General features: G+C 38.7%; 22 protein-coding genes. 14 read left to right on the plus strand and 8 right to left on the minus strand.

All coding sequences use genetic code 11. From position 1 onward, the window contains the following. The first annotated feature begins 82 nt into the window (after positions 1 to 82). The 4 genes from TEGAF0_RS00320 to TEGAF0_RS00335 are packed head-to-tail and all read left to right on the plus strand — an operon-like array spanning position 83 to position 4365. On the plus strand, positions 83 to 1018 hold the full coding sequence (locus TEGAF0_RS00320; protein ID WP_264899125.1) for an SMP-30/gluconolactonase/LRE family protein: 936 nt from the start codon (positions 83 to 85) through the stop codon (positions 1016 to 1018). A 38-nt stretch (positions 1019 to 1056) separates the two neighbouring features. After that, positions 1057 to 1926: a cytochrome c peroxidase gene (locus tag TEGAF0_RS00325; protein ID WP_264901220.1), complete on the plus strand. Its 870-nt coding sequence runs from the start codon at positions 1057 to 1059 to the stop codon at positions 1924 to 1926. Between the two features lie 6 nt (positions 1927 to 1932). Beyond that, positions 1933 to 3705, plus strand: a complete 1773-nt coding sequence (locus tag TEGAF0_RS00330; RefSeq protein WP_264899127.1) for a hypothetical protein — start codon at positions 1933 to 1935, stop codon at positions 3703 to 3705. 21 nt (positions 3706 to 3726) lie between these two features. Continuing rightward, the gene (locus TEGAF0_RS00335; RefSeq protein WP_264899128.1) at positions 3727 to 4365 is read left to right on the plus strand and encodes a response regulator transcription factor; all 639 of its coding nucleotides are present in this window, start codon (positions 3727 to 3729) and stop codon (positions 4363 to 4365) included. A 1-nt stretch (position 4366) separates the two neighbouring features. On the opposite strand, the gene TEGAF0_RS00340 is transcribed toward TEGAF0_RS00335, so the two are convergent. Continuing rightward, on the minus strand, positions 4367 to 6856 hold the full coding sequence (locus TEGAF0_RS00340; RefSeq protein ID WP_264899130.1) for a DUF4114 domain-containing protein: 2490 nt from the start codon (positions 6854 to 6856) through the stop codon (positions 4367 to 4369). Positions 6857 to 7018: 162 nt separating this feature from the next. On the opposite strand from TEGAF0_RS00340, the gene purL reads away from it, so the two are divergent. Continuing rightward, the gene (purL, locus tag TEGAF0_RS00345; protein WP_264899132.1) at positions 7019 to 9226 is read left to right on the plus strand and encodes a phosphoribosylformylglycinamidine synthase subunit PurL; all 2208 of its coding nucleotides are present in this window, start codon (positions 7019 to 7021) and stop codon (positions 9224 to 9226) included. Further along, positions 9226 to 10227 (plus strand): ADP-glyceromanno-heptose 6-epimerase, encoded by a 1002-nt coding sequence (gene rfaD / locus TEGAF0_RS00350; RefSeq protein WP_264899134.1) that lies wholly within the window; start codon positions 9226 to 9228, stop codon positions 10225 to 10227. The genes purL and rfaD overlap by 1 nt, the downstream gene beginning before the upstream one ends. 111 nt (positions 10228 to 10338) lie before the next feature. Here rfaD and TEGAF0_RS00355 read toward each other — a convergent pair whose 3' ends face one another. Continuing rightward, entirely contained in the window at positions 10339 to 11214 is an 876-nt protein-coding gene (locus TEGAF0_RS00355; protein WP_264899136.1) for a dienelactone hydrolase family protein, read from the minus strand. Positions 11215 to 11404: 190 nt separating this feature from the next. Between TEGAF0_RS00355 and TEGAF0_RS00360 the strand changes: the two genes are divergently transcribed. Together TEGAF0_RS00360 and TEGAF0_RS00365 are read left to right on the plus strand one after the other, a co-directional pair. Then, positions 11405 to 13054 (plus strand): CTP synthase, encoded by a 1650-nt coding sequence (locus TEGAF0_RS00360; protein WP_264899137.1) that lies wholly within the window; start codon positions 11405 to 11407, stop codon positions 13052 to 13054. Positions 13055 to 13174: 120 nt separating this feature from the next. Next, positions 13175 to 13555 carry a hypothetical protein gene (locus TEGAF0_RS00365; protein ID WP_264899138.1) on the plus strand — a complete coding sequence of 127 codons (381 nt, stop codon included), beginning with the start codon at positions 13175 to 13177 and terminating at the stop codon, positions 13553 to 13555. Here the strand turns inward: TEGAF0_RS00365 and TEGAF0_RS00370 are convergent. Next, positions 13552 to 14514: a DUF4407 domain-containing protein gene (locus tag TEGAF0_RS00370; protein WP_264899139.1), complete on the minus strand. Its 963-nt coding sequence runs from the start codon at positions 14512 to 14514 to the stop codon at positions 13552 to 13554. The two genes, TEGAF0_RS00365 and TEGAF0_RS00370, sit on opposite strands and share 4 nt — an antisense overlap. A 126-nt stretch (positions 14515 to 14640) precedes the next feature. On the opposite strand from TEGAF0_RS00370, the gene yidC reads away from it, so the two are divergent. Then, positions 14641 to 16479: a membrane protein insertase YidC gene (gene yidC, locus TEGAF0_RS00375; protein ID WP_264899141.1), complete on the plus strand. Its 1839-nt coding sequence runs from the start codon at positions 14641 to 14643 to the stop codon at positions 16477 to 16479. Between the two features lie 4 nt (positions 16480 to 16483). After that, positions 16484 to 17119, plus strand: coding sequence for a hypothetical protein (locus TEGAF0_RS00380; RefSeq protein WP_264899143.1), 636 nt, complete (start codon positions 16484 to 16486; stop codon positions 17117 to 17119). Position 17120: 1 nt separating this feature from the next. Here TEGAF0_RS00380 and TEGAF0_RS00385 read toward each other — a convergent pair whose 3' ends face one another. Then, positions 17121 to 17474 carry a hypothetical protein gene (locus TEGAF0_RS00385; protein ID WP_264899145.1) on the minus strand — a complete coding sequence of 118 codons (354 nt, stop codon included), beginning with the start codon at positions 17472 to 17474 and terminating at the stop codon, positions 17121 to 17123. Between the two features lie 132 nt (positions 17475 to 17606). On the opposite strand from TEGAF0_RS00385, the gene TEGAF0_RS00390 reads away from it, so the two are divergent. Genes TEGAF0_RS00390 through TEGAF0_RS00400 form a run of 3 tightly spaced genes read left to right on the plus strand, consistent with a single transcriptional unit; the run spans position 17607 to position 20560 of the window. Continuing rightward, positions 17607 to 19028, plus strand: coding sequence for a tetratricopeptide repeat protein (locus TEGAF0_RS00390; protein WP_264899146.1), 1422 nt, complete (start codon positions 17607 to 17609; stop codon positions 19026 to 19028). A gap of 34 nt (positions 19029 to 19062) precedes the next feature. Further along, the gene (locus TEGAF0_RS00395; protein ID WP_264899148.1) at positions 19063 to 19827 is read left to right on the plus strand and encodes a phosphosulfolactate synthase; all 765 of its coding nucleotides are present in this window, start codon (positions 19063 to 19065) and stop codon (positions 19825 to 19827) included. A gap of 1 nt (position 19828) precedes the next feature. Beyond that, positions 19829 to 20560, plus strand: coding sequence for a shikimate dehydrogenase family protein (locus tag TEGAF0_RS00400; RefSeq protein WP_264899150.1), 732 nt, complete (start codon positions 19829 to 19831; stop codon positions 20558 to 20560). A gap of 30 nt (positions 20561 to 20590) precedes the next feature. Here the strand turns inward: TEGAF0_RS00400 and TEGAF0_RS00405 are convergent, their stop codons facing one another. From TEGAF0_RS00405 to TEGAF0_RS00415, 3 genes are read right to left on the minus strand one after another with little or no spacing between them, the layout of a single operon-like run. After that, entirely contained in the window at positions 20591 to 21019 is a 429-nt protein-coding gene (locus TEGAF0_RS00405; RefSeq protein WP_264899152.1) for an acyl-CoA thioesterase, read from the minus strand. A gap of 6 nt (positions 21020 to 21025) precedes the next feature. Next, the gene (gene rdgB, locus TEGAF0_RS00410; protein ID WP_264899154.1) at positions 21026 to 21616 is read right to left on the minus strand and encodes an RdgB/HAM1 family non-canonical purine NTP pyrophosphatase; all 591 of its coding nucleotides are present in this window, start codon (positions 21614 to 21616) and stop codon (positions 21026 to 21028) included. A 6-nt stretch (positions 21617 to 21622) separates the two neighbouring features. Then, the gene (locus tag TEGAF0_RS00415) at positions 21623 to 22255 is read right to left on the minus strand and encodes a hypothetical protein (RefSeq protein ID WP_264899156.1); all 633 of its coding nucleotides are present in this window, start codon (positions 22253 to 22255) and stop codon (positions 21623 to 21625) included. A gap of 72 nt (positions 22256 to 22327) precedes the next feature. Here TEGAF0_RS00415 and TEGAF0_RS00420 point away from each other — a divergent pair, with 72 nt between their 5' ends. Next, positions 22328 to 23392, plus strand: coding sequence for a branched-chain amino acid aminotransferase (locus TEGAF0_RS00420; RefSeq protein WP_264899158.1), 1065 nt, complete (start codon positions 22328 to 22330; stop codon positions 23390 to 23392). Between the two features lie 116 nt (positions 23393 to 23508). On the opposite strand, the gene TEGAF0_RS00425 is transcribed toward TEGAF0_RS00420, so the two are convergent. Then, positions 23509 to 27000: a T9SS type A sorting domain-containing protein gene (locus tag TEGAF0_RS00425; protein ID WP_264899159.1), complete on the minus strand. Its 3492-nt coding sequence runs from the start codon at positions 26998 to 27000 to the stop codon at positions 23509 to 23511.

Consider the following 27000-nt stretch of genomic DNA (forward strand, 5'->3'; position numbering starts at 1 on the left):
TATAAAAAAATGGTCATTTGTTGCAAAAAGAGGGTTTTGCAATCCATATAGGGTGTACATTTAAAATGTAAAATATCCTCTATTGCTAACCAGAATTCGATACATTTTTATTTTTAGCTGTATATACTTGTGGTCAGTTTGTTTGTATGCTCAGCATGAGATAAAACCTTGTCAACAAGAGCCGGGATTTATAAAAACATTAGGTTTTGATCCTCTGTGGACAGGACTCAGTACTTCTGAAAAAAAGACAATCGGAATCAGTTTGATTGCATTTGAAAAAAAAGCTGGCGAATCTGCCCCATCACCTCAAAGTATAAAAGCATCCGTTTATCAGCATCCAAGCTGGAAAGAAGCAGGGTATCTATCAACCATTACGTTTGACCGGCAAGGAAATGTATATGCCATACCTGCCCCTTTAATTTCTATGTTGTATAATAAGCCAGAGAAATTAAATACTGTTTATCAAATTGATGCGAAAACAGGAGAGATGGGCGAATGGATTTCGTTGCCGTTTTATGGAAGGCCGGGAGTAAATAATCCATATGGTTTATTGGGTATTGCTTATGATTGTCTACAGCAAACAATGGCTGTTGCTTCTGTTGCGGGATCGGACAGGTATAATGAGCGGGGGGTAATTTATTTGATTGATGTGCAGTCAAAAAAAATTGTCGATACCATCCGTAATATAGATGCCATGGGTCTTGCATTTGCATTGGATGAGAAAGGAAACAAAAGATTGTATTTTGGAAAAACAAGATCTGGCGAACTACATTCAGTGCAGGTAGCAAACAATGGAAAATGGATCCGAAAGACGAAGCGTAAAGAATTAACGTTAGAAGGCTATGGTCCCCGTGGTGACGATAAGGCAAGGAAAATTAAATTCAACGGAAATCAGATGGTAGTTAGTGGTACTGCTTTTAATTATAATCTTCAGGCTTCCAGCGAAAAGCCTGAAACTGTGTATACGTTTATCTGGCTGCCAAAGGAACAGAAGTGGGGGTTGAATCAGTATCAATAAAAGTGAAAAAAGGGCTATTCATATTGGGTTTGATGGGAATGCTTTGCATTTTGTTGCTGTTGATAAATCGCGAACCGGTCCAGAGTAAATCATCAAATAAAACGGCAAAAATTAAGCTGGGACGACTGCTATTTTATGACAACAGGCTTTCCTATAATCAAACCAAATCCTGTGTTTCCTGTCATGATCCCAAAATGGCTTTTACTGATGGTTACAGAAAATCTGTTGGTGCTGATGGTTATGCGGTAAATCACAATGCCCCTTCCATATTGAATGCTGCATACAGGTCTACACTTACCTGGAAAGATTCAACCGTTAACGATTTGAAGGAGCAGCTACATTTTCCATTTTTTAATGATCAGCCTGTTGAGTTGGGCTGGACAAGGAATGAGGATCAAATTTTGCAAAGACTTGCTTTGGTTCCTGAGTATACTGTCTTATTTAAAGCAGCATTCCCAACTGCCAAAAAATGGTTTACTGTTGAACAGGTGCAGACATCTATTGTGGCTTTTGAGGAACAATTGATTGCATATGGGTCGGCTTATGATTTGTATTTGAAAGGGATAAAAGGCGCAATGAATCAGGAGGCTATAGAAGGCATGAATCTTTTTAATGCTTCCAAAACAAAATGCAGTATATGTCATCAGCCGGAAAAACCTTTTCAGTTGTATCCTTCCAGATTTATAGATGGAATTCGAATTCCATCATTGCGGAATATATGGTTAACCGGACCCTATATGCACGATGGTAAAATGGATAAGCTGGAGGATGTAATTGGTTATTACGAGTCCAAATATTCCTTCCAGTTAAACAAAACAGAAAAGCGGCAACTACTCTCATTTTTGAGGGCATTAACAGATACTAGTTATCTTAGCAGAAGAGAATTGCTAAATCCTTTTCAATTTTAAGAAGATATGCAAAAGCCTGGCCTGATTATTTTAACTGCGTTGCTTGGTTTTTTTCTGTCCGTTGATGCACAAACCAAAAACAATAAAAAGCAAAAGCAAAAATTCCAGTCTTCTGTTTATTTAAATGAATACAGAAAGGGTTTAATGTCTACCGCTGTCAAGGATACACAACCTTTTATTGTTGAAAGAAAGAAAGAAATTGAAAGCATTCTAAAGGATTCACTTCCCGTGAAACTGTATCGTGAAAAAGGAGGGGACCAAGCCCTGCTTGCTCAAAAAATTGCTTTGTCAGATCCTTTTTTTACAAGATATGTATATGATCTGAAAACCGGAAAACCATTGTGGAATGAAATTTTTGGCGTTTATCCGGCCAGACCCGGCGATATAAAAAAAGGCATCAAGGCATTACCTGGAACCCTTATGAGGGTTGAAATGTATAACTATGCTAATAATTTAACAACTATAGGAATTGTAGATATATTTACCCAGAAACTGGTTAGTGCAGACCATTATCCGGATATGCAGCCGGATATTCCTCAGTCCCTTATTCGTCTGGCAGAACAAATTGCAATGAATGCGCCAGAAGTAGAAAAGGCACTGGGTTACAAACCTACAAAACAAAAACCAGTGATGAGTAGTACTAAAACTGCTTTGAACAGAACCAAATGTGAGCGTTCCCAGCATCTGTGTGTGGCACCAACTTTTGTGCAGGGAAACAGGGCACTATGGGCAATTGTAGATTTAACTGATAACCGCCTGGTTGGGTTGAGATGGACAAATACCGGTAATGACGGTGCTGTTGTAACAGAAAGAAAATTACAAAATGAAACAGTTGCAGATTGCTATTGTGAAAAAGTAAATACAGTAGAGAAGTTTGGATGGAAAATGGACTATTTGCTAACCGCATCTGATGGATTGGAAATCAGTAATGTTCAATTTGGTAACCAGAAAGTGCTTAATAGTGCCAAACTGGTTGATTGGCATGTTAGTTATTCAGGAACGGATGGGTTTGGCTATAGTGATGCTGTTGGATGTCCTATTTACAGTCAGGCTGCTGTTGTGGCTACTGATCCCCCCAAAATAGCAGAAATAGTGGAAGGAGACTCTGTTGTTGGTTTTATGATTGAGCAACAATTTTTTTCAGAATTGTGGCCAGGCCCTTGTAACTATAGTTATTCGCAAAGAAATTTTTTTTATAAAGACGGTAGATTCAGAATTACATGCGCTAGTATCGGAAGAGGCTGTGGCAACAATGGAACTTACAGACCGGTATTCAGAATTGCATTTGCAGGAAATCAGCAAAACTTTTATGAGTATGCTTCCACTGGTTGGAAACAGTGGAATAAAGAAGGCTGGCAATTGCAGCAATCTGCCACTCAATATGATCAGAATGGTTATCAGTATAAGTTACAGACGAATAGTAATCTAAGTTATCTGATTGCTCCCGGAAATGGACAGTTTAACGATGGGGGAAGAGGAGACAATGCATATGTTTATCTTACAAAAAATCATCTAGACAAGAATGAGGGAATAACTGATTTAGTAACAATTGGTCCCTGTTGCAATACTGATCATCAACAAGGTCCTGAAAAATTTATTGGCGCGAATCCGGAATCTACAATAAACACAGATTTGGTTTTTTGGTATGTACCTCAAATGAAAAATGACGACCGGCCAGGTTCAAAATATTGCTGGGCAGAAACTTACCTAGAAGACGGTTTATACAAAATAAAGGCGTACCCTTGTTTTGCAGGTCCAATGTTCGTTCCCCAAAAATGACTTATATTGTCGCTAGTTAATATGGAAAAAAAGATTCAAATAATGATTGCTGACGATCATCCCCTATTTGTAGAGGGATTAAAGATGATACTAAACAGCAATGATCTTTTGCAGATTGCAGGTATTGCAAATGATGGTAAGCAGCTTTTATATCTGCTGACGCAGCAACCTAATATTGATTTGATTTTATTAGATGTGAATATGCCCCACTTAAATGGGCTTGACACTATAAAATATATTAAACAATCATTCGGATCCTCCAAGGTATTAATGCTTTCTGCTTACAGTGAAGATAAAGTTGTGGCTCAGGCTAAACAGGCAGGTGCAGATGGCTATATTCTGAAGAATAGCAGTAAGGACGAATTGATGAAAGCCATTATGGATGTGGTGAATGGAAAAACTCATTTTGATTTGCAGAATGAGCCTAATCAGGAGGATGCATTTAAAAAAATGGATTTGTTTCTTCGCAAATACAATTTAACGAAAAGAGAAAAGGAAATTCTTTTGTATCTGAAACAGACGTATACCAATCAGCAGATTGCAGACACTTTGCATTTAAGTATTTATACTGTTGAAACTCACCGTAAGAATATAATGCAAAAGCTGCAGTTGAACTCTCCTGCAGCTTTGGTTAAATTTTTGGTGGAATTCAATATCTAATTTAATTCAGAATTATCTGATTGCTTCCATATCTCATTCCGGATTTTTCAATACTAATTGTATAGATTCCTGCAGCTGGTTTATTGTTCAAGAGTACCGGAACAACATTGTCTCCTTTTATTGACTGTACTACTTTGCTGTAAATCGTTTTCCCGGATGATGTATTGAAAATTCTAAGTGTGTACAATGATTCTGTGTCTGATCTGAAAGTGGCACTGAACCTGCCGCCTGTTGCAGGGTTGGGGAATACATGGATTTTTTGCTGTTTTATATTGTCAACATATTCTTTTGATTTCTTGGAAAAGAATATATCTGCCACAGCACCATCAATCGTTGTTGTTAATCCTGTTTTATTTTCAAATGAAAAAACAACAGTTGTTACATCGTTTGCATGAATTTTCTCCAATGGATCTATGCCTGTGAATTCATCCAGATTAATAGTGTAATCGGTTAACTCCTTATTTAGCGGCATTGAATAGCTGAACTGTTCTGCAAAGTTCTTAATGGAATATTTTACCAGTGTGATTTTTAAAGCAGTGCCTTCACCCTTGGCTTTAAAGCTCATGGTCTTATAGCTTGTTAAGTCTTGTTGTGCTGCTGCACCTCTGAGTAACTTATAGGCACTAACGTAGCTATCTGTCTTTGCTTTAAACTGAATATCTCTAAATACAGGATAAGTATCTGCAAAATTACGTGCAGTATCATTCGTGATACTATATGTTTCAATTACTGTTTTGCTTGAATCAAAGTCCAGGTCCCAGCTTCCGTCACTCATGTAAACCACATCCTGTAGTTTACCATTGATGTACATGGAAATAAGGCTTTCATGTGTATCATTCATAGGAAATGATACATTGGTTTTTCCATTAGGATTTAAGGTAAATGGTATGATTCTTTTGGTTTCTATCTGAGAAAGTTCATTGTACTTTTCGGCTACTTCAAAATAGGCATTGGTGAAAGTGGTTTCGTTTTCAACTAGTAAGTTCACTTTTAGTCCATCTCTGTTACCAAATCTTATATAGGTATTCGGTAAAGGATTTGGCGTAGTAATAAGCGCTTTTACCGGCATGATTTTTTCAAGCTTATCCAATACATTCAATGCCATGTCTATGCATAAATAAGGAGCCACGCCCCATACCTGATAATTGTACATAGTGTCTTCGCCAACGAAATCAGCATTTAACCAATTGCTTTGAAAAGAAAAACTATTTCTGCCAGCTTTTTTGCCAATTGAAAAACTCATTGAGTATTCAATGTTGCCATTTTCCTGTTTTAACTCATAACGGGTGAAAACCAGGTTACGGAGTTTAAACTGATCCATATTTAATAATACCGCACCTTTAAGGCGGTCACAAATCGGTTTGGTGTGGTCATACACATCACCCAATGTTTTTGTAGCAAAAGCAACCGCTTTGCATGTGTCGTTTTCAGTAAAATCAATAGCTCTTACTTCTACTGCATTGGTTATACCAGGGATATCTGAAGGGGTACTTACATAAGCTGTGTAAGCGCCTTCTGGAATTCTGTCTGGCATGATATCCGCTAAACCCAATGGTCTGTTTGTTGACATGCTACGAATCTGGTTGGTAGATAAATCCAGTTTTTCCATGCGTGCATAATCAACAGGACCATTGATGCCTTGCTTTAGTTTAGATAAAGTTCTTTTGGCAATTTTATTACCCAGACCCTTACTTTCCAATCCACCTGTATTACCTGAAAAAGATACACCACCGTCTTCGGTGAAAATTGGAATAGAGTCTAGTTTTTCTGTGCAAAGTATTGGAGTTACAGTTGCATAAAATAACAAGTCATTAAAATCCTGGTCACAATCGCTCCGGTCTCTTAGAATATCTTCAAAACCTATTACCAATCTGTTCGTTAATGTATCTCGGACAATTACTGTATGCTGTTTTAATGAATCATTGTTTTCAGGATTAAATGCAGGATTGGAATAGACTTTCCAATTGCCCTGTTTTACAGAATTGCCATCCCAGCCATTGGATATTAACACAAAACCTATTTCAGTGTTTGCTGGAAAATTGCCCAGGTACACTTTGTCACCTGCTACAAGAGATCCGCCAAAGCCATTTTTAGAAGCATTGGGGAAAATGATTTTGATATCCTGATTTTTTGGGGCTGTGGCAGGTGGATTTCCTTTTGGAAAGGTATAATACCCAAGCGCGTTCAGATAAGAGGCCCCTTCATCAATGAAAGTAATCCAAATATCAGATGGGCAATTTGTCCCAATTGTTTTTACTCTTTCTTGTGCAATTAACAAAGGATTGTAAACAGGCACAGGTCTGTACTCGGGTAAAGTAATGTCAATAAGTGTTCTGAAGAATGGACTGATACTATCTCTGGGGGTTACCAAATAATTGGGTTTTCCGCTGGAAGTGTAGGTGCCCAGGTACGTATAATTTTGTGCCTGAACCTGTCGGGCGCCGGCAATAAATAACAACGCTAAGACAAATGAGAGAATAGGGCGGTTCATAACACTAGATTTTAGTATAAAATTACTGTATATCACAAGAATCAACACCCTAATAACGTGCCAAAGGGCTTAAAACGTATTAAATACCAACTAATTTGTATGTATTTTTTTGGGAAAACTTCATTCGGAGACTAAGCCTTGGTTTTGTACCTTCGCAGCATTATGGAAATTACAGTAAAAACTGCCCAGCAACTAAGGCTGACCGAAGAAGAATTTGAGTTAATTAAACAAAAATTGGGTCGTACCCCAAATTTCACTGAACTCTGTGCTTTTAGTGGAATGTGGAGTGAACATTGTAGTTATAAAAATTCCATAAAGTGGTTAAAAACCTTGCCCAGAGAAGGAGGTAGAATGCTTGTGGCAGCTGGGGAAGAAAACGCCGGTTTGATGGACATGGGGAACGGGTTTGGCGTGGTCTTTAAAATTGAAAGCCACAATCACCCAAGTGCTATTGAGCCCTTTCAGGGGGCGGCCACAGGGGTGGGGGGTATTCAGCGCGATATTTTCACCATGGGAGCACGACCTATTGCTTCACTAAACAGCTTGCGTTTTGGTAATCTGAAAGATAAAAAGACACAGCATTTACTAGCTGGCGTTGTTAAAGGGATTGGCCATTACGGGAACTGTTTTGGTGTTCCTACTGTGGGGGGAGAAGTTTATTTTGAAGATTGCTACCATACCAATCCGCTGGTGAATGCCATGAGTGTGGGTATTATGCAAGCCAATAAAATGGTGAGTGCTACCGCAAAGGGGACTGGGAATCCAGTAATTTATGTGGGTAGTGCCACTGGGAAGGATGGGATTGGAGGAGCGAGCTTTGCCAGCGCCGATATTACGCATGATTCTGTTCAGGAGCTTCCTGCTGTTCAGGTAGGAGATCCATTCCAAGAGAAAAAATTACTGGAAGCTTGTTTGGAAGTATTGGAAACCGGTGCTGTTGTTGGTATGCAGGATATGGGAGCGGCCGGGATTATTTGTTCTACCGCTGAAATGAGTGCCAAAGGCAATGTGGGCATGCATATTGATCTGGAGAAAGTACCTACCCGTCAGCAAAATATGAAAGCCTGGGAATTGTTGTTGAGTGAAAGCCAGGAGCGTATGCTGATGGTAGTAGAGAAGGGACGTGAAGCGGAAGTGGTTGCTGTTTTTGAAAAATGGGATTTAAGTGCTAGTACAATCGGTTATGTTACGGACGACGGTATGCTGAACTTTCATATGAATGGGGTTTTGGAAGCTAGCATTCCCGCATATGAATTGGTATTGGGCGGAGGGGCACCTCAGTACACTAGAGCGTACAAAGAACCAGCCTACTTTGCTAAAATCAATTCTTTTGACCTTAGCACGGTATCAGATACGGAAGACATTAAAGCAACTGCAGAGGCCTTAATCAGCCTACCCAATATTGCCAGTAAAAGATGGGTATATACCCAATATGACAGCATGGTAGGTGCTGCTAATACAAGTACAAACGATCCAAGTGATGCTGCTGTAGTACTGGCAAAAGGAACAGGTAAAGCTTTGGCTGTAACAGTTGATTGCAACAGCAAATATGTTTTTGCCAACCCCAAAATTGGAGGTATGATTGCTGTTGCGGAAGCTGCCAGAAATATTGTTTGCAGTGGTGGAGAGCCGATTGGTGTTACCAACTGTCTCAATTTTGGTAACCCTTATGATCCTGAAGTGTATTATCAGTTTGTTCATGCGGTAACCGGGATGGGTGAAGCCTGTAAGAAATTCAATACACCTGTTACAGGTGGTAATGTAAGTTTCTACAACCAGAATCCGGATGGTCCTGTTTATCCAACTCCAACCATTGGTATGGTAGGCGTGCTGGATGATATAGCCCAAAAAATGACTATGCATTTTAAAGAAGCTGGCGATGTAATTGTACTGATTGGTAATCAGCAAAATGATATTGCATCCAGTGAATATTTACATAAGTTGAAAAGTGTCAGCCACTCTCCGGCTCCTTACTTTAATTTGGATGAAGAGTATATGATGCAGCAATTCCTTGCCAATTGCATTAAAACGAAAATGGTGAAGAGTGCACATGATATTAGTGAAGGGGGATTGATGATTACTTTACTTGAAAGCGGATTTGCAGGAGACAAAGGTTTTGATGTAAGTCCTGTTGTTACTATTCGTAAAGATGCCTATTGGTTCGGAGAAGCTCAGGGACGTGTTGTTCTTTCTTTATCTGCAGAAAAGCTAGCTGCCTTTACTGCATTGGCCAATGAAAACAATATACCTGTAACAACTTTGGGTGCTGTAACAGATAATGAAGTTATTGTTAACGGAAGCAACTGGGGCTCTATCAATAGCTGGAAAGAGAAATATGATACGGCAATTGAGAAAATGATACAGGGATAATGGATAATAAGCTATCCATATTGGTAACAGGTGCTGCAGGATTTATTGGCAGTTGTATGGTTCAGCATTTGAACGATCTTGGGTTTGAACAGTTATATCTGGCAGACGATTTTGGAGTAGAGGAAAAAAGAAAAAACTGGGAGCAAAAAAAGTTCCTGGTTATTATTGAAAGAACAGGATTGTTTGAGTGGCTAGATGAACATAAGCCGGTCATTGATATTATTATCCATTTAGGGGCAAGAACAGATACAACAGAATTTGATTACGCGGTTCATGAAACATTGAATCTTGAATATTCAAAGCAAATTTGGCAATATTGTGTTGATAAGCATATCCCATTAATTTATGCTTCCAGTGCAGCAACCTATGGTAATGGAGAAAATGGATACAAAGATGATCATGCGCTGGTAGAGAAGCTGGAACCTTTAAATCCGTACGGAATCAGCAAGAATGAATTTGATAAGTGGGCCTTACAGCAAACAGCGCAACCGCCTAACTGGACAGGACTTAAATTTTTTAATGTTTACGGTCCCAACGAAGCACATAAGCATAGAATGGCTTCAGTAATCTGGCATTCCTTTAATCAAATACAATCAGCGGGTTTGGTAAAGCTTTTTAAAAGTCATCACCCCGCCTATAAAGATGGAGAACAATTACGTGACTTTATTTACGTAAAAGATGTGATTGGGGTAATTGCCTGGATGGCACAAATGATGTCTGATAAACAATGGCAGGCTTCGAATAACGGCCTCTATAATCTTGGTACGGGACAGGCAAGAACTTTTACTGATCTGGTGAAAGCAACTTTTGCAGGTATGGACCTTGAACCGAAAATTGAATTTATTGATATGCCAGAAGATATTCGAGACAAGTATCAGTATTTTACTGAAGCGGATATGCAGAAATTAAAATCGGCTGGTTATGAAAAACCATTTTATTCTCTGGAAGCAGGTGTATTGGACTATGTGAGGAATTATTTAAGAACAAAAACAATTTATTAAATTGAATACATGGTATTAAAACAAAACCCGGCTGATGAAGCCGGGTTTTGTTTTTCTATGACAATTACAGCATTGGCAAGTGTCAAATTGTATTAGCCATTCATTACTGGATTATAATCTTGCTTTCAGGAATTCAATGGTTTTCTTGTGCGCATCTTCTGTGGCTTCCTTATTGAAAGATGGGTTGCTTGGATTGGCAAATCCATGGTTGGCTTCATAGCGGTGGATGGTAATTTTTTTGCCGGCAGCAGCCATATCTTTTTCAAATGTATTTACCACTTCAGGTGAAGGACTTCTGTCCTGGTTACCAAAGAATCCAATCACTTCTGATTGCAAAGTCTTTAGCTTTTCAATATTGTTTTCAGGACGACCATAGTACATTACTGTACCGGCAGCCTGTTTGCCAGCCAGAATGCTGCTTTGCAAGCTCCACATTCCTCCGAAGCACCACCCAATAGTAAATATTTTTGCTTTAGGGCCTGCATAATTTAATGCCCCTTTTACAATGGCTTCTAGTCTGGGTGTAGTTGCGGCTCTCATCAATTTCATAGCACTGTCCGCTGTTGCAGCTACTTTTCCATCATACATATCCAATGCCAACACATTTACATTACCCAGTTCTGCGGACAACTTTTCAGCTTCCTGCTTAATCTGGTCGTTTAATCCCCACCATTCCTGAATTACGAAAATCCAGTTGTTGGTTTTTTTCTTGCTTTTGATGAAATAGCCAGAAGCCTGAACGCCGTCGGTTGCTTCAAATTTGATGGTTTCTCCTGTAGCATTGGTCAGGTGAAAAGGCAATGGATTTTCGTGCATTGCAGCAAATTCAGGTGTCATGGCTTCTGCCTTGAACTGATCCCTTACATCGCTGTAGCAGGCCAGATAGTCTTCTGCAGCGCGGATTTGCTTTTTCGTTTCTTTGTATCGGAAGCCCTGAATAGCTATGAGCGCTACAACCGATAAAGCAAATAATTGTAAATGTTTCATATTTGATCGTTTTAATTTAGAACAGTTGTTCACTTTTCACTAACAGTTTTTCGTCAGTTTGGTTGAAATTGCCCGGCCTATTTTTTCTATTCATTTAATAAAGCTAACTTTGTACGACCTCCGAACTATTTCAGTTCATTTTCCAGGTCCAAGGTTGTTATTTCATTTAATGCAGTAAAATAGTCATTTTATGGCCAAGTATATTTTTGTAACTGGTGGCGTAACCAGCAGTTTAGGTAAAGGAATTATTGCCGCCTCGTTGGCAAAGCTATTACAGGCCAGAGGGCTACGTGTTACTATACAGAAGTTTGATCCGTATATCAACGTAGATCCGGGTACATTAAACCCCTACGAACACGGAGAGTGCTATGTAACAGAAGACGGGGCAGAAACCGATTTGGATCTTGGGCACTATGAAAGATTTCTGAATATTTTTACTTCTCAGGCGAATAATGTTACAACAGGTAGAATTTATCAGACAGTTATTAATAAAGAACGTGCTGGGGAATTTCTTGGAAAAACCGTACAGGTTGTTCCACATATTACAGACGAGATTAAGCACAGAATGCTCTTACTAGGGCAGAACAATGAGTATGATATTGTATTAACAGAGATTGGTGGAACAGTGGGGGATATAGAAAGCTTACCTTTCATTGAAGCGGTAAGACAATTACAGTGGGAATTACCAGAAGAAGATGTCATGGTGGTGCACCTTACGCTGATTCCTTATTTGAAAGCTGCAAAAGAACTGAAAACAAAGCCTACACAACACAGTGTAAAAATGCTCAGTGAAACAGGCGTACATCCGGACATCATTGTATGCAGAACAGAAGAGCCCCTTAACAATGATATCAAGCGTAAAATAGCCCTATTCTGTAATGTAAAGCAGGAAGCTGTTATTGAAGCTATGGACGCAAGCACTATATATGAAGTGCCTTTGCATATGTTAAGAGAGAAACTCGATTTGATTTGTCTGAAGAAACTAAATATTACCAAGTTTGGAGAACCCAATCTGAATAACTGGAAAGAGTTTCTTGACAAATTAAAGTACCCTAAGAGTAAAGTAACAATTGGGTTGATTGGGAAGTATATTGAACTGCAGGATGCCTATAAATCCATTCTTGAAAGTTTTGTACATGCCGGTGCTATTAACGAAGTAAAAGTTCAAGTGGTAAATGTGCATTCTGAATTTATTACTGACGAAAATGTAGCGGAAAAATTATTAGGACTAGATGGTTTACTCGTTGCTCCGGGATTTGGCAATAGAGGTATTGAAGGAAAAATAATTGCAGTAAAATATGCAAGGGAAAAAGGCCTGCCATTCTTTGGTATTTGTTTAGGAATGCAGATGGCAGTAATTGAATTTGGAAGAAATGTACTGGGATTAAAAAATGCACATTCTGTTGAAATGGATGGGCATGCCGAACATCCGGTTATTAATATGATGGAAGAACAAAAGAAAATTACCATGATGGGAGGAACCATGCGTTTGGGGGCATATCCATGTGTAGTAGAAGAGGGTTCACTTGCACATAAAATTTATGGTACTACTGAATTTACGGAAAGGCACAGACACCGCTATGAATTTAATAATGAATATTTGACCCAGTACCAGGAAGCTGGCATGAGAACCAGCGGCAAGAACCCTGCAACTGGATTGGTGGAAATTATAGAGCTCCCTGATCATCCTTTCTTTATTGGTGTACAATATCATCCTGAGTTAAAGAGCACAGTTGAAAGACCTGCGCCATTGTTCGTAGGATTTATTGATGCAGCAAAAAAATACAACGAACAAAGAAGTACTTTAAATTCAGGAAGTAAGAAGGACGCAGTTATTTAAGTCTTTTAATGGGAGAATATGCCTGTTTCATGAAATAAAAAGGGGGGTTGGTGAAGTTTGTCATTTTGGGAATGGTCAATGTTGGAAATTGCTCCTGTTGAATTTCCAATACGTCCTGAAATGAAAAAATCACTGATTATTTTTATTTTACTTTTTCCTGTTGTTGCTTTTCAGATGCAGGGAAACTTGGAGGCAACTTCCAGCTTAAGTTTTATTCCCATTATTTCTCCTGTAGAAAGCCAACCACTGGCGGGTGATGAAGAATTAATGCATAGTGCTATTTTATTAAGTGAAAAGGTAATCATCAATCTAAATTCATCCGAAATTTCCGTACCCTATGATTCCCTAAATGCTTTTCTCCAGAAAAATGCCTCTATCATTAATCGTCAATTGTTTTGTATTGCAGTTGCCAAGGAAGTGGATTACAAAAAAGTAATCCAGGTGGTTGATGCCATGGCCGTAAAAAATATTAGCAATTACGCTTTAATGCGTTACGATTAAGTTGATTGAATGGCTGCTATTTCCTGTTCCTCTATCTTTTTTGCATATACCTGATACGTTCCCGTTGGCAATAGGAGTTTTGCTATCACTGGCATGAGTTCTATCAGTAAGAGCAAGGCGACCAGTAAATAATACCGATAGGCAACAGCCGTATTGTTTTCTATCAAGTGATTCAGGGCTTCAATTTGAGTGATAAATCCATTATTGAGCAAGCTATCAAAACGTAAGAGTTCATATTGTTTTTTTTGCTCTATAGCCTGCAAACTACTGTCGATCTGCTCTTGCACAGGGGAAAGCCTGTCGACGGCAATTTGATAAGCTTTTTCTGCTTTCTCGGCCCTTTCTTTTTTGGCCATTGCAATCGCTTTTAACCCTAGCTTTCCTGATCCCCCGGTTCCGTCGGTTTCCTGAATGAAGGCAGTTTGATTTGCTGTCATATCCCGGTACAATACAGTTAGTTCGGACCGAATTTCCTGTCTCTGTTTGATCAGTCTCTCCCTTTCTGTTTTTAGTCTAAGCTCAATTGCTTTTTGCTTCTCATTTTTTCTTGTTTCGTTATCAAGTGAAGCTTGCATTTTTACTTCTTTCTGAAATAAAAACAGCAATGCTGGTTGGGCCATGAATAACCCAATTGTAACAGCAAGTAATGCCCTAAACGCCAAAGTCAGCCATATTTTACGGGTTATAATTCCAATTCCTTTTATTAGTGCCCGGTCAATACATAAAATGATGCCTCCCATAAATATTCCCAATAGGGCAGCTTTCCATAATTCGGGCACAACAGTGCTGAAAAAATAGGTCCAGGCCAATGTAGCGAAACACCAGGTACTAAGCATGAGCATGCCAATAATGGCATGTCTGTTGCGGTCTACCACTGCATTTTTAACCAATTCGGTTTCGGCTGTGCTAAGCCACCAAAGCATTTTTTCCCGATTGTTCGGGATGTAATTTTCCTGCATAACTTTCATTTAAGGTTATGGCAGGCACAGGTTTTTGGGGTTGGTTGTGGTTGGCAGGTTGAGAATACAAAGAAAAGACATTTTTTGTTAGGCAAACGTTACCTTTGCCGCTCAATAAAAGTTTGTATGAAGACGGATAAAAATACGGTCATTGGGTTTGTATTGCTGGGTATTCTGATGTTTTTGTATTTCTGGTATACCAGTCAGCAGCAGAATGCCATCATTGAAATGAAAAAGAGAGAAGAGGACTCTTTGGCAAAGGTTGCAGCAGCCCGTATGAAGATGTTGGATACAGTAGCAATTAAAGTGGATTCCCTTAAAAGAGATTCTGCTGTAAGAGTTGCCAGTGCAGGTAATTTTACAGATGCTGCTATTGGTCAGGAAACAGTGATTACACTAGAGAATGAAGTTGTAAAAGTTAATTTAACCAATAAGGGAGCACAAATAAAATCAGTTGTGCTGAAGCAATACAAAGATGCCCAGCATCAGCCAGTTGTATTGTCTAATAAAAGCATACTTGCCTATGCCATTAATACTGCACCTGCTCAATCTGCTGGTATAGAGAATTTGTACTTTACCCCAGGTGAAATTGTAAAGAATTCAGATGGATCACAAACGCTGCAGTTTAAGCTTGCTTCTGTAAATGGTCAATCTGTTTTGCATACATTCACCCTTTCTCCCAACAGTTATAAAATTGGCTGGAAACTGGGAATGAACGGAGCGGCACAATTATTAACCAACCAGCAACTGAATTTGAACTGGACAGTGGCAACAGAGCAAATGGAGCGTACCTCACAGTACGAGCGCCAGGTTTCCAATATTTGTTTTTCCGAGGACAATGAATTTGATTATATCTCATCCAATACAGATCATACATTTGAAAAGCCAGCTCAATGGGTATCGGTAGTTCAGCAGTTTTTCAATAGTACATTGATTGCAGACAATTCATTTAACTCAGGAAGTATTAAGTGGGCAAGAGCCACAGATTCATCCAAGAATCTTGCTAATACAACAAGTTCATTGCAAGTAAAAGTACCCGCTGCTGCAACAGTTGAAATTCCATTTCATTTTTATGTAGGACCAAACGAATATGATATTCTTTCCAAACAGGCTCCTGAAATGGATAAGATTATTAATCTTGGTCGTGATATGTATTCATTTGTAAGACCTATCAACAAATACATTATCATGCCCGTATTTGATTTCTTTGCCTCTTTTGTAAAGAATTACGGCTGGGTAATTTTCTTACTTACTTTATTTATCCGTCTGGTAACTGCTCCTTTAACTTACAGTAGTTATTTGAGCGGTGCTAAAATGAAGGCATTGCGTCCTGAGTTGGATGTATTGAAAAAGAAAATGGGTGATGATCAGCAAGGTTTTGCTATGGAGCAAATGAAGTTATTCAGAGAAGCAGGTGTAAATCCTTTGGGAGGATGTATTCCAGCTTTATTGCAGATTCCAATCTTCTTTGCTTTGTATAGTTTCTTTAATTCTCAGATAGCACTTAGAGGTCAGTCTTTCTTATGGAGTGCAGATTTATCCAGTTATGATTCAATTGCATCTCTCCCTTTTAGTATTCCTGCTTTTGGTAATCATGTAAGTTTATTTACCATAACAGCCGTGCTAACCAGCTTCCTGATTTCTATTTATAATATGAGCATGACTCCTACACAGGATAATCCTGCATTGAAGTACATGCCATACATTTTCCCTTTTATGTTGCTGTTTATTTTTAACAGTCTGCCTTCTGCCTTAACTTGGTATTATACTGTGTCAAACGTAATAACTCTGCTATTGCAATTTGTGATTCAGAATTACATTATTGATCACGATAAAATTCTTGCAAAGATTGAAGCCAAAAGAAAAGCGCCTAAATCTAAAAGTAAATGGCAGGAACGCTATGAACAGATGGTAGAAAGTCAGAAGAAATTACAGGAGCTGAAAAATAAGACTAATAAAAAATAATACTATGCGCTACTTATTGATTCTTGTGTATTTTGGTGTAGTAAGTAGCGCATTTTCACAAACCCGTGTAGTGGCTGAATGTACAGTTACCTACGCTATTACAGTAAATAACGAATCTGCCTTTGATAAAGATGCGCTAGCATTATTGAAGCAGAGTGTTAAGACAGTGTATATTAAAGGCAATCATAGTCGCTCCGATCTTATTAGTCCTTCTTTTTCTCAGTCATTAATTTACAACAAGGCTTCAGGTGAAGCGGCCATACTTAGGGAAATAGGGGCGAACAAATTTTTGACCAAGATGAATGCGTCACAATGGATTCAACAGAATGATAAGTTTGCTGATGCAACTATTCAATACACAGAGGAGCGTAAAGCTATTCTGGGTTATGATTGCAAAAAAGCCATTATACAATTAAAAGACGGCAGTACATTCTCTGTTTTTTATGCCTCCAATATTGTTCCCTCAGTAAAAGAATTTGAATATCAATTCAAGGATATACCTGGTTTTGTTCTAGAGTATGAAGCAAGAGACGGATATACCCAGAAAATAATTTATACTGCTACCAATGTTAATCTGAATCCAGTGCCAGGGGGGAGATTTGATATTCCAACAACGGGGTATCGTTTATTGAATCAATAAACTAGTTGCGATTTTCAGGCACTTTGAATTTAGGTACTTTCACTTTAATCTTATAAGGATAGATATAAGTAGTGTTCCCGTTATTGTATTGCAACAGACTATTTGTTTCTGAATTCGCATTCATTAAACTACTGCTGTTATTTGAAAGTGTTAAGCCTTTGTAATTAAGATTGGATTTGATGGCAGATAAGGAAAGCCCTTTTTTAGAATATTTATTCAGACTGTTCAAAGTGAACTTGCTGTTCTTGGCTTTTTCATCCACAATTCCTGTAAATGCAACCGCAGCAATTACCAGGTGCAGGCAGACAGCCAACATCAAGGTAACTTTTTGAACGGATTTGATTTGCATTAACATATGGCAAAGGTAGGATATATCCTAAATATTTTAACGAATTATTTTTATTAACAAACGTTAATAAGGGCCAAAAAGTTTGGTTTTAACAAAAAAAAGTACAAATTATTGTCTAAATTAGGTAAACCTTCACCCATGAGTAACAATCCGTATCGCGAAGACAGGGAAGCATTGAAAGAGTTGATTATTCAATATCAGCATCTTAAACATGGTAGAAGTCACCCATATTTAGAAGAAGAGGCGTTTGAACGCATCATTGATTATTATGATGAAAAGGACGATTTGCCGGAAGCGATGGAGGCAGCAGACCTTGGTTTGGAACAGTTCCCTTATTCAGCGAGTCTGATGATAAAGAAGGCAGATTTGTTGTTGGCAACCCGAAAATACAAGGAAGCACTCAGTTTATTAGAAACAGCAGCCCTTTTTGACAGCACAGATCTGAATCTGTTTATCTTAAAGACAGATGCCTACCTAGCTTTGGATCAACCGGCCAAAGCAGCCGAGTTACTAGAATCAGCATTACAGTTATTTGAAGGGGAAGAAAGACTTGACTTATTGTTTGAATTGGCAGATGTTTATGATGATTATGAAGAATTTGATAAGGTTTTTGATTGTCTTCAACTTATTTTAGAACAGGATCCCAATAACGAAGAAGCATTGTATAAAATCTGTTTCTGGACAGATTTTACGGGAAGGAATGAAGAAAGCATCAAATTACATCAGACCATTATTGAAGAAAATCCCTTCAGTGAACTTGCTTGGTTTAACCTGGCAGCGGCCTTTCAGGGGTTAAAGCTCTACGAAAAAGCCATTGATGCCTATCAGTATGCTGTAGCAATTGATGAGAAATTTGACTATGCATACCGGAATATGGGGGATGCTTTTCTTCGCTTGCGCAAATACAAGGAGGCCATTGAAGTTCTGGAAAAAGTCTTAGAATTAAGCCGCCCCGAAGATGTAATTTATGAAGCCATTGGTCATTGTTATCATCGCATGGGTAAATATGCACAGGCAAGGTTTAATTATAAAAAAGCTGTTCACCTGAATGCGGGAGACAGTAAACTCCACTACAAAATTGCAGTAACCTATATGCTGGAAGAGCAGTGGCAGGCCGCGGCAAAACAACTGGAGAATGCCATGCGCATGAACCGAACCCTTCCTGAATACAATCTCGCGATGGGAGAGTGCATGATGAATCTGGGTAAATTCAAAGATGCCATCATTTATTTTGGGACTGCTGTTAAGCACAAGAGTAAGTCTGTTGCGGGCTGGGAAGCTTTACTCAGGTGTCTGATTAATGCGGACATGATGGAAGAAGCTTATGAACAATGCATTGCTGCGTTTATGGCCACCGGAGAAAAACCTGTCTTTTATTATTATGCAACAGCCATTTTACTCGAGTTGGGAAGAACCAAGGAAGCATTGCTAAAACTGGAAGCTGGCATGGAGAAATCCCCCAAACTGCTCAAAAAGTTACTGGAATTAAATCCTTCTGTATTACAAAACAACCAGATTGTAGACATTGTAGCCAGGTACAAGAAAGGAAAGAAAATATAAATATGTATTTTTGTTGTTCAACAATGATCTCCGAATGAACTACAGACTTACACAAATTCCAGAACGCACAAAGCAACCCAGAACTTCAGGCTTAACCATGGTGATGGATAAAGGGTTAAGCATCAATCAGGTTAAAGATTTTTTAAGTGTAGCTGGTCCTCATGTAGACATTGTTAAGCTTGGATTTGGAACCTCATTTGTTACGCCTAACCTAAAGGAAAAATTAGCCGTTTACCGAGAAGCCAATATGCCTGTTTATTTTGGCGGGACCTTGTTCGAAGCATTCTTAATTAGGAATCAGTTTGATGATTATGTAGAAATATGTAAAGAATATGGAGTTAGCTATATTGAAGTGTCGGATGGTTCCATTACCATTCCTCATGCCGAGAAATGCGGATATATTGAAAAGTTAACTCAATATGCTACTGTATTGAGTGAAGTGGGCAGCAAGGATGCTGCTCATATTATTCCTCCTTATAAATGGATTGAATTAATGCGTGCTGAATTGGAAGCAGGTTCTTCTTACGTAATTGCGGAAGCGCGTGAAGCAGGTAATGTAGGCATCTACAGAGGAAGTGGTGAAGTTAGAGAGGGGTTGGTACAGGAAATTCTTACCCAGATACCTGCCGATAAAATAATCTGGGAAGCGCCACAAAAAGCACAGCAATTGTATTTCCTTGAGTTAATTGGCTGCAATGTAAATCTGGGTAATATAGCACCCAATGAAGTTTTGCCGTTGGAAGCCATGCGTATTGGCCTGAGAGGGGATACATTTCATCTTTACCTGGACAAAGCCTAGTATGCAACTTTATGGATTATTGGGATATCCGTTAACCCATTCATTTTCGCAGCGTTATTTTACGGAGAAATTCAGTCAATTGGGATTGACAGCATTTTATTATCAGAATTTTGCTATTCCATCCATTGAGCAGTTCCCTCAGTTGTTAGTAGACAACCCTTTTTTAAATGGATTCAATGTAACCATTCCTTATAAAAAACAAATCATTCCTTTCTTACATGAAATGAACGAAGCAGTTAGGGAAATGGGTGCTTGTAATTGTGTGCATATTAAAAATGGGAAACTTAATGGATTTAATACAGATATCATTGGTTTTGAACAATCCCTGCTGCCTTTTTTAAAACCGTCTCATACCAATGCTTTGATTCTGGGTACAGGGGGAGCGGCTGCAGCAGTAGCTTATGTACTGCGAAAGCTTCAGATCTCCTACTTGTTTGTTTCCAGAAATACGGATAACCAAACCATTCAATACAACCAGGTAGATGCAGAACTTCTAAAAAAATATACCTTAATCATTAATACCAGTCCTGTTGGTCAATTTCCTGATATAGCTGCTGCGCCAGCTATTCCATATAAAGCTTTGGGACTCCATCACCATTTATTTGATTTGATTTACAATCCAGAAACAACCCGGTTTATGGAGTTGGGGATGCAACAAGGGGCTACTGTGCAGAATGGCTATGAAATGCTTGTATTACAGGCTGAAGAAAGTTGGCGTATTTGGAATAGTTAGTAAAACATTGGATAATTGCATTCTATCGCTTTAATGTAAAACAGCGATGATTTTATCGGTCATCGAAACTTTTTTGCCAATTTGGTAATCAAAAAGCATCATGCCTGTTTTAGCTCTCACTGCCAAAATTTCTTCCCCGTTTTTTTGAATGGTTACTTTGTAATACAGGTCAAATCCCATTTTATCAAAGTCAGTTGCAACGATTTCAATCTTTATTTGATCTAGATGGTTCATTTCTTTTTTGTATTCCACCATTGCATCAGCCATAATCAATCCATAACTTTCAACCTGTAATTCAGCATAACCACGGGATTGTAAAAATTGTTGTCTTGCTTCCTGCAACAGAGATAAGACAGTATCATTTCCTACGTGTCCGCCATAGTTTAAGTCGGTCACTCTGATTTGAAGATGAGTGGAGAAGCTGAAATGTTCTGGCAAATTAATTTTGATGCGATTCATATACAATTAGATGATTCCATTTTTATGGAAAAAATTAAGCAACTGTTGCATGGCTTTTTTTCTGTGACTGTATTGGTTTTTTTCGTCCATGTTCATTTCTGCAAATGTTTTATCTGAGCCATCCGGAATAAAAACCGGGTCGTATCCAAATCCCGATAAGCCTTTGGCCTGATGGGTAATTTGGCCCTTACAGATTCCTTCAAACAGGTATTGCTGGTTGTTCCAGATTAAAGAAATAACAGTCCGGAATTGTGCAGATTTATTGGTGTGGGGTAACAGATTGTTCAAAAGTAAATCAATGTTCATCTGAAAGTCTCTGTTATCTCCGGCATATCTAGCACTCTTAACACCAGGTGCACCATTGAGTGCTTCTACTTCCAATCCGGTGTCTTCACTAAAACAATTTTTACCCGTTAACTGGTGAATAACATTTGATTTTTCACTGGCGTTATCTTCAAGGGTTTCATGCGGCTCCGGTATGTCAATGAGAATCCCGGCTTCTTCCAAAGACAGAATATTCAGCTGATTGCCGGTAACTGCTTTTATCTCTTTTACTTTATTTGCATTGTTGGTTGCAAAAATTATTTCAGTAGGCATAGTTGGTTAAATATTGAAAAGCGTTTTTAAACTAACCCAAAGTTTTGTTTTCTCTAATTTGGATTTAGCGCTGTCTGCGGTAAAACTGGCAAATACAGGGGCAGCCAGAAATTTACACTGATCGTATTGCTGAATCTGATAATCGGGTATAATAAAGGGAAGTTGAATATCACTTGTTTTAACACCAAAGAAAATACAGGTAGAAGGAGATAATTCTTTTTTGATTTCCGGATACAGAGCAAGGTATCGTGCAGTGTTGATTACTGCAACATCTCCCATATTTAATTTACAGGCGCCCAGTATTTTGGTTAGAAAATCCAGATTGGCGTCATTCAAGAAAACTGCATCTAGTTCCTGAACCAGAATGGTTATTTTTTTCGCATTTTTACCCAGGTACCAGTTTTCAGGTCTTTCTTTTAGCGGCAATTGTTGCGTTGGTACAGATAGTTCATCTGTTAAAGTTGTGGAAATATTAGGACTGATTTCTACTGGATCGCTTGTAGCTTTTTCCTCTTTCGTTATCTCTGTGAAAGCTGACTGGTTCTGCTCTGGTTGGGGTTTTGCGGAGTCCGTATCAACAATAACCAGACTGTTTGGATATAGTTGCGCCAGCACAAAATCGGGTAAGTGTTCAGCCATGGTTACGCTGTTTGAATATTAACATTTGTTAGTTTTTTATTTTTTTTGTTTCTTTGCGCCAAATATAAAACTATGAACGCAGTACTGGACATAAACATTAAGAGAACCGAAAAGTCTAAGTTGGATACGATCAGTTTGGAAAATATTCCTTTCGGCAGGGTGTTTACCGATCATATGTTGGTTGCTGATTACAGTAATGGAGTGTGGAAGAATGTTGAAATAAGACCTTACGAAGCTTTGTCAATGGATCCTTCGTTGGCTGCCATACATTATGGTCAGTCTATTTTTGAGGGGATTAAAGCTTATAAAAATGAAGCAGGGGAAGCTGCTATTTTCAGACCGTATGAAAATTTCAAGCGTTTCAACATATCTGCAACCAGAATGCAAATGCCAACCGTTCCTGAAGAAATTTTTATTGATGGAATGAAGGAGCTAGTAAAGTTGGATCGAAACTGGATTCCATCCATGCCAGATCATTCTCTTTATATCAGACCTTTTATGTTTGCTTCTGATGCAGTGTTGGGAGTGAAACCTTCGGATTCTTATAAGTTTATGATTATCCTGAGCCCTACTGGTCCGTATTTCAGTACGCCCATGCGTATTTTTGTGGAAGAAAAATATACACGTGCAGTAACAGGTGGAGTAGGATTCTCCAAGAATGCTGGTAACTATGGATCCAGCATGTATCCAACCAATCTAGCAAAAGAAATGGGATATGATCAGGTACTATGGACTGATGCTTTTGAACATAAGTATTTGCAAGAAGTGGGTATGATGAATGTATTTTTCATAATTGGTAATCAGGCTATAACTCCATCTTTGGAAGAGGGAACTATTTTGGCTGGTATTACCAGAATGAGTGCCCTTACTATATTGGAAGAGATGGGACTGGAAGTGGTAGAAAGAAAAATCACCATTGACGAATTGATGGAAGCTTATAAAGCCGGTCAGTTAAGAGAAGTATTTGGTGCAGGAACAGCGGCAACCATTTCTTTGATAAAAGAGCTTCGTTATAAAGATGAATCCATGTTCTTTGATACGGAAAAATGGACGATTGCTCCAACATTGAAACAGCGATTAAATGAAATCCGTCAGGGAAAAACAGAAGATAAATACGGATGGATGCTACCAGTTTAATTTTGTTACAGGAGAGATAAAAACTGAAAGCCCCGGAATTTCCCGGGGCTTTTTTATGCATGATCGTTTTTGAAAATGACAAGGTTTTGATTTTTTACATATCGCCTGCACCTGATTTATTGCTTAAAGAATGGAATGTTCTGTTGATGACTTCCGCTGGTTACCTGCAGCAGATATTGGCCATTGGTCAGGTTACTTATGGGAATGCGGATGAATCCCTGTTGTATGGTCCCAGCAACAATCGTTTTCAGAAGCGTTCCCTCCATATTATAAATGCGCAATACACTGTTTCCTGGCACTGCAGCGTTAATGATAACATTCATTTCAGAACTTGAAGGGTTGGGATAGATTTTAACCGTTAGTTGATTGGTCAGGGGTATTATTGCTTTTGGTGCCCATTTGGCAATATAGAAACGGGTTGGACTTCTGCTTGCAGAATCATTGTTAATACTGAATGCTAAGCTGCTGTCTTTTTGTAAGTTTAGTTGCCGGCTGGTGTAGTTATCGTATAGAACTAGTTTTGGCTGAACTGGCATGAATGCATTTTCTGTTTTTAAAATGTAATTTCCGTTTTCGAGATTGGAAAGCTCAAGTTGGATAAATGACTGTTCACTAAATACGCGACTGTCTATAGCCAGTTTCTTGTTATCAGCAGACCTGCTGTAAAAGTTAATGCCCGGGTTCAACAATTTTACTGCATCATACATTTCTTTATTATTTCTAGCTCCAGGTTGTTCACGAATAATCAATCTGTCTTGCAGTGTATTATTCTGTAGTAAGTCTAGCTGTACATAGTATCCTGTTTTTTCATCGTAGTCAGCAATCTCACCTTTGCTCCAGATATTTGATTTTGCTGCTTCCGTAAAAAGCAGTTCTTTGTTTTTTGCGCTATCAGCATAAAGAATCAAACTGGCATAAGGGTCCAGTATTTGTTCCTGATTCATTGGAAGTGTACTATATCCTCCAGATTTTCCTAGCTGCGGATTCCAAATGTATTTGTAATTACTCATTCCTGTACCCGTTACAATTTTACTTGAATATACAGGGCTTAAATAAGGGTTGATTATCTGGTAAAATCCATTCCCACCTGTGCCAAGCGGATAATTATAATTTCCTGTAACGGGCTGACCTTTCAGATAATCAGGCCATTTACTTCTGTTTGTTGTATCCTCAATTGTAATACGGACAACATGTTTAGGTTGCCATATTCCTTTTGTACTATCAAGAAACAGCGATTGCCATCCTGCTTCAATGGATGAACTGTCTGTAAGTTTAGTGGTACTGACTACATGCATATTCGGAACAGGAATCCATTGATTTATGTTGACACTGTCAGTAAATGGATGTCCTGCCATATATATGCCAGCTGGTTTTTGTTTAAAGATATTTTCATTGAATATTTTTCCAATGATGGCAGATTCCTGAGCTGCTGCCTGTATAATTGCAGCACTTTTGAAATACAATTGTTCATTGGTTTTGAGTGTTCCCGATTTCAACTGTAAATACTGATAAATCAGGACGCTGTCAGTGATACTTGCGCCCGAAAAATTATTCAATATGAGTCCTCCGATAGCTCTTTGTTTAAAGGGAAATCCTGAAATACTTTGAGTTGTATTTCCTTTCCATTCAATATTGCCAGACATGGCATGAATACTATTGCTGTCTGCTTGAATAAAACCATAAATGGCCAATGAACCTGTAATACGAAGGGAAGCGTTTTCTGTTACGATTAAATTTCTGATAGCATGGGTTAGAGTGAGTGTCGGTTGCCAGACAGCGGATGATTGTAGCGTTACAGTTGCATTTTCATCGGGTAATGAATTGTTGCACCAGTTGCCTGCATTGTGCCAGTTGCTATCTATCAGTCCTATCCAACTTTCAGCGGTCAGAAAAATATTTTTAATGCTGCTTGCCGATCCATTGCTTACTTTAATGCTCAGCGTATCAGTTTTGTTAACTTTCTCGGATGTAAATTTCCAGGATTGAGGTTGTAAAGTCCCGCCTGTACTGTACATAATTACCGAAGTCTGGTTGCTCTTCCAGAAACTAGGTTGTCTGATAATTTGCCATTGCAAGATCTCGCCATTCAGGCTACTGTCTGTAGCAAGCAGATTAGCTATATCAATACTGTCTCTGTTGTTGCATTGTTTCAGTAATGTATCTGCAGGATATTTGAATTGTACAGAACCTGCATTGATACGTAACCTTTTTAAGTTTGTGGAATCCAGATTGATTATCGCCGGGTTTTCAGCCCTGTCTTTTATAAGTGGAAATTGTTGCGCAGCATCGTTTGAGAAGCTAATACCATCGGCGTCCTTATCACTGCTAGTAATTTTGTATTTGAAAAAAAGTTCCTGGGATTGATTTCCATGACTATATACTGCTTGTTTTATCTGGCTACCTATTTTAATGGGAATGGATTGACTGCTTTGTAACGGATCTATATGAACCAACTCGTTAAACCCTAACTTCAGAATCAATGTATCACCTGTTTTTAAAATTGACGCTTCATTGGTAATTGTATTGATATGTGTGGGATTTATTTTATCTACTAATTGCGTATCAATACTGAAAAAGGGGAGGCCAGAAAGTCCTGGAATTAAGTTGTTGTTATTGCTGATACCTAAAACCATTTTTCCCTCACCCGTACCTGTATATACTTTTATGAAATAATCGTTTCCATTGCCATTTACTGCTGTGATTGAAGTATTAATGAGGCCCTGCGTCTGCAATGCAAAATTGGAAATACTTAATCCTGTAATATCACTACTGGCTTTAAATGCATAGCTGATAGTATCTGCATTAGTTATTTTACTAGCCATAGAATATAAACTGTCTATGTATACCTGATTGCTTACCGTTACTAAAGTGTCTGCACGAAAACTAAAATCATCAATCGCCATTAAGTCATCGCTTCCGTTTTCATCCATGTCATCCCATTGTATAATCAGTTGTTCTCCTGGTTTCCAATTAATTCCTGCAATGGTAAAAGGGATGATTCTCTGGTTTTCAGGACTGTTACCATTTAAACTTCCCCCGCCAGTACTGTTTATTATTGAGCTAAAGTTGAGTGAAGGGGCCAGGGTTAGTTGGGGAGGATTGATCTGAGAAAACTTACCTGTTGCCAGTTTGCCTGTCCAGGTATTCACGTTGCCAGATCCTCCTTTACGCCATTGTTCTGCCGTGAACGATCCGGTAACCGTTTGCAGGGTCTTGCCTGTTTCGTTAGTTATAATCAATCCAATTGAATAGACTCCTGTACCAGCACTTAATGTGCCCAGCGCCCTGTCTGAAGCTGTATTTCCCACGCTGTATACCCCTGCAGATGTAGCTGTTCCGCTGCCAATCGTAAAAAGGGCATTTGCCCCTGTTCCGGATCGGTGAATCAGTTCCCATCCCGACATTCCGGTAAATCCTAAAGGGGACAACCCAAGGGCATATGGCCCCTTTCCTGAAAGAAGAAACGTTCCCGAACCTGGGAGGGAGTTAAAATTTTGTTCCAGTTTATCTCCCACCTGAAAGTAAACCAGTGGATGGGATGTTTGAGCAAATAGTACCGGTTCTGTTGCCGTAAACAGTAACAGAAGTACAATGAAATATGGCCTCAT

The sequence above is a fragment of the Sediminibacterium sp. TEGAF015 genome (assembly GCF_025997995.1).
Lineage (GTDB): Bacteria > Bacteroidota > Bacteroidia > Chitinophagales > Chitinophagaceae > Sediminibacterium.

Excerpts from the sequence above, each read along its gene's own strand:
- TEGAF0_RS00360 (WP_264899137.1), top strand. The coding sequence starts at position 11,405 with ATGGCCAAGTATATTTTTGTAACTGGTGGCGTAACCAGCAGTTTAGGT.
- TEGAF0_RS00395 (WP_264899148.1), top strand. The coding sequence starts at position 19,063 with ATGAACTACAGACTTACACAAATTCCAGAACGCACAAAGCAACCCAGA.
- yidC (WP_264899141.1), top strand. The coding sequence starts at position 14,641 with ATGAAGACGGATAAAAATACGGTCATTGGGTTTGTATTGCTGGGTATT.
- TEGAF0_RS00325 (WP_264901220.1), top strand. The coding sequence starts at position 1,057 with ATGCTTTGCATTTTGTTGCTGTTGATAAATCGCGAACCGGTCCAGAGT.
- TEGAF0_RS00405 (WP_264899152.1), bottom strand. The coding sequence starts at position 21,019 with ATGAATCGCATCAAAATTAATTTGCCAGAACATTTCAGCTTCTCCACT.
- TEGAF0_RS00330 (WP_264899127.1), top strand. The coding sequence starts at position 1,933 with ATGCAAAAGCCTGGCCTGATTATTTTAACTGCGTTGCTTGGTTTTTTT.
- purL (WP_264899132.1), top strand. The coding sequence starts at position 7,019 with ATGGAAATTACAGTAAAAACTGCCCAGCAACTAAGGCTGACCGAAGAA.
- rfaD (WP_264899134.1), top strand. The coding sequence starts at position 9,226 with ATGGATAATAAGCTATCCATATTGGTAACAGGTGCTGCAGGATTTATT.
- TEGAF0_RS00390 (WP_264899146.1), top strand. The coding sequence starts at position 17,607 with ATGAGTAACAATCCGTATCGCGAAGACAGGGAAGCATTGAAAGAGTTG.
- TEGAF0_RS00355 (WP_264899136.1), bottom strand. The coding sequence starts at position 11,214 with ATGAAACATTTACAATTATTTGCTTTATCGGTTGTAGCGCTCATAGCT.
- TEGAF0_RS00335 (WP_264899128.1), top strand. The coding sequence starts at position 3,727 with ATGGAAAAAAAGATTCAAATAATGATTGCTGACGATCATCCCCTATTT.
- TEGAF0_RS00415 (WP_264899156.1), bottom strand. The coding sequence starts at position 22,255 with ATGGCTGAACACTTACCCGATTTTGTGCTGGCGCAACTATATCCAAAC.
- TEGAF0_RS00370 (WP_264899139.1), bottom strand. The coding sequence starts at position 14,514 with ATGCAGGAAAATTACATCCCGAACAATCGGGAAAAAATGCTTTGGTGG.
- rdgB (WP_264899154.1), bottom strand. The coding sequence starts at position 21,616 with ATGCCTACTGAAATAATTTTTGCAACCAACAATGCAAATAAAGTAAAA.
- TEGAF0_RS00420 (WP_264899158.1), top strand. The coding sequence starts at position 22,328 with ATGAACGCAGTACTGGACATAAACATTAAGAGAACCGAAAAGTCTAAG.
- TEGAF0_RS00340 (WP_264899130.1), bottom strand. The coding sequence starts at position 6,856 with ATGAACCGCCCTATTCTCTCATTTGTCTTAGCGTTGTTATTTATTGCC.
- TEGAF0_RS00400 (WP_264899150.1), top strand. The coding sequence starts at position 19,829 with ATGCAACTTTATGGATTATTGGGATATCCGTTAACCCATTCATTTTCG.
- TEGAF0_RS00365 (WP_264899138.1), top strand. The coding sequence starts at position 13,175 with ATGAAAAAATCACTGATTATTTTTATTTTACTTTTTCCTGTTGTTGCT.
- TEGAF0_RS00385 (WP_264899145.1), bottom strand. The coding sequence starts at position 17,474 with ATGTTAATGCAAATCAAATCCGTTCAAAAAGTTACCTTGATGTTGGCT.
- TEGAF0_RS00380 (WP_264899143.1), top strand. The coding sequence starts at position 16,484 with ATGCGCTACTTATTGATTCTTGTGTATTTTGGTGTAGTAAGTAGCGCA.
- TEGAF0_RS00425 (WP_264899159.1), bottom strand. The coding sequence starts at position 27,000 with ATGAGGCCATATTTCATTGTACTTCTGTTACTGTTTACGGCAACAGAA.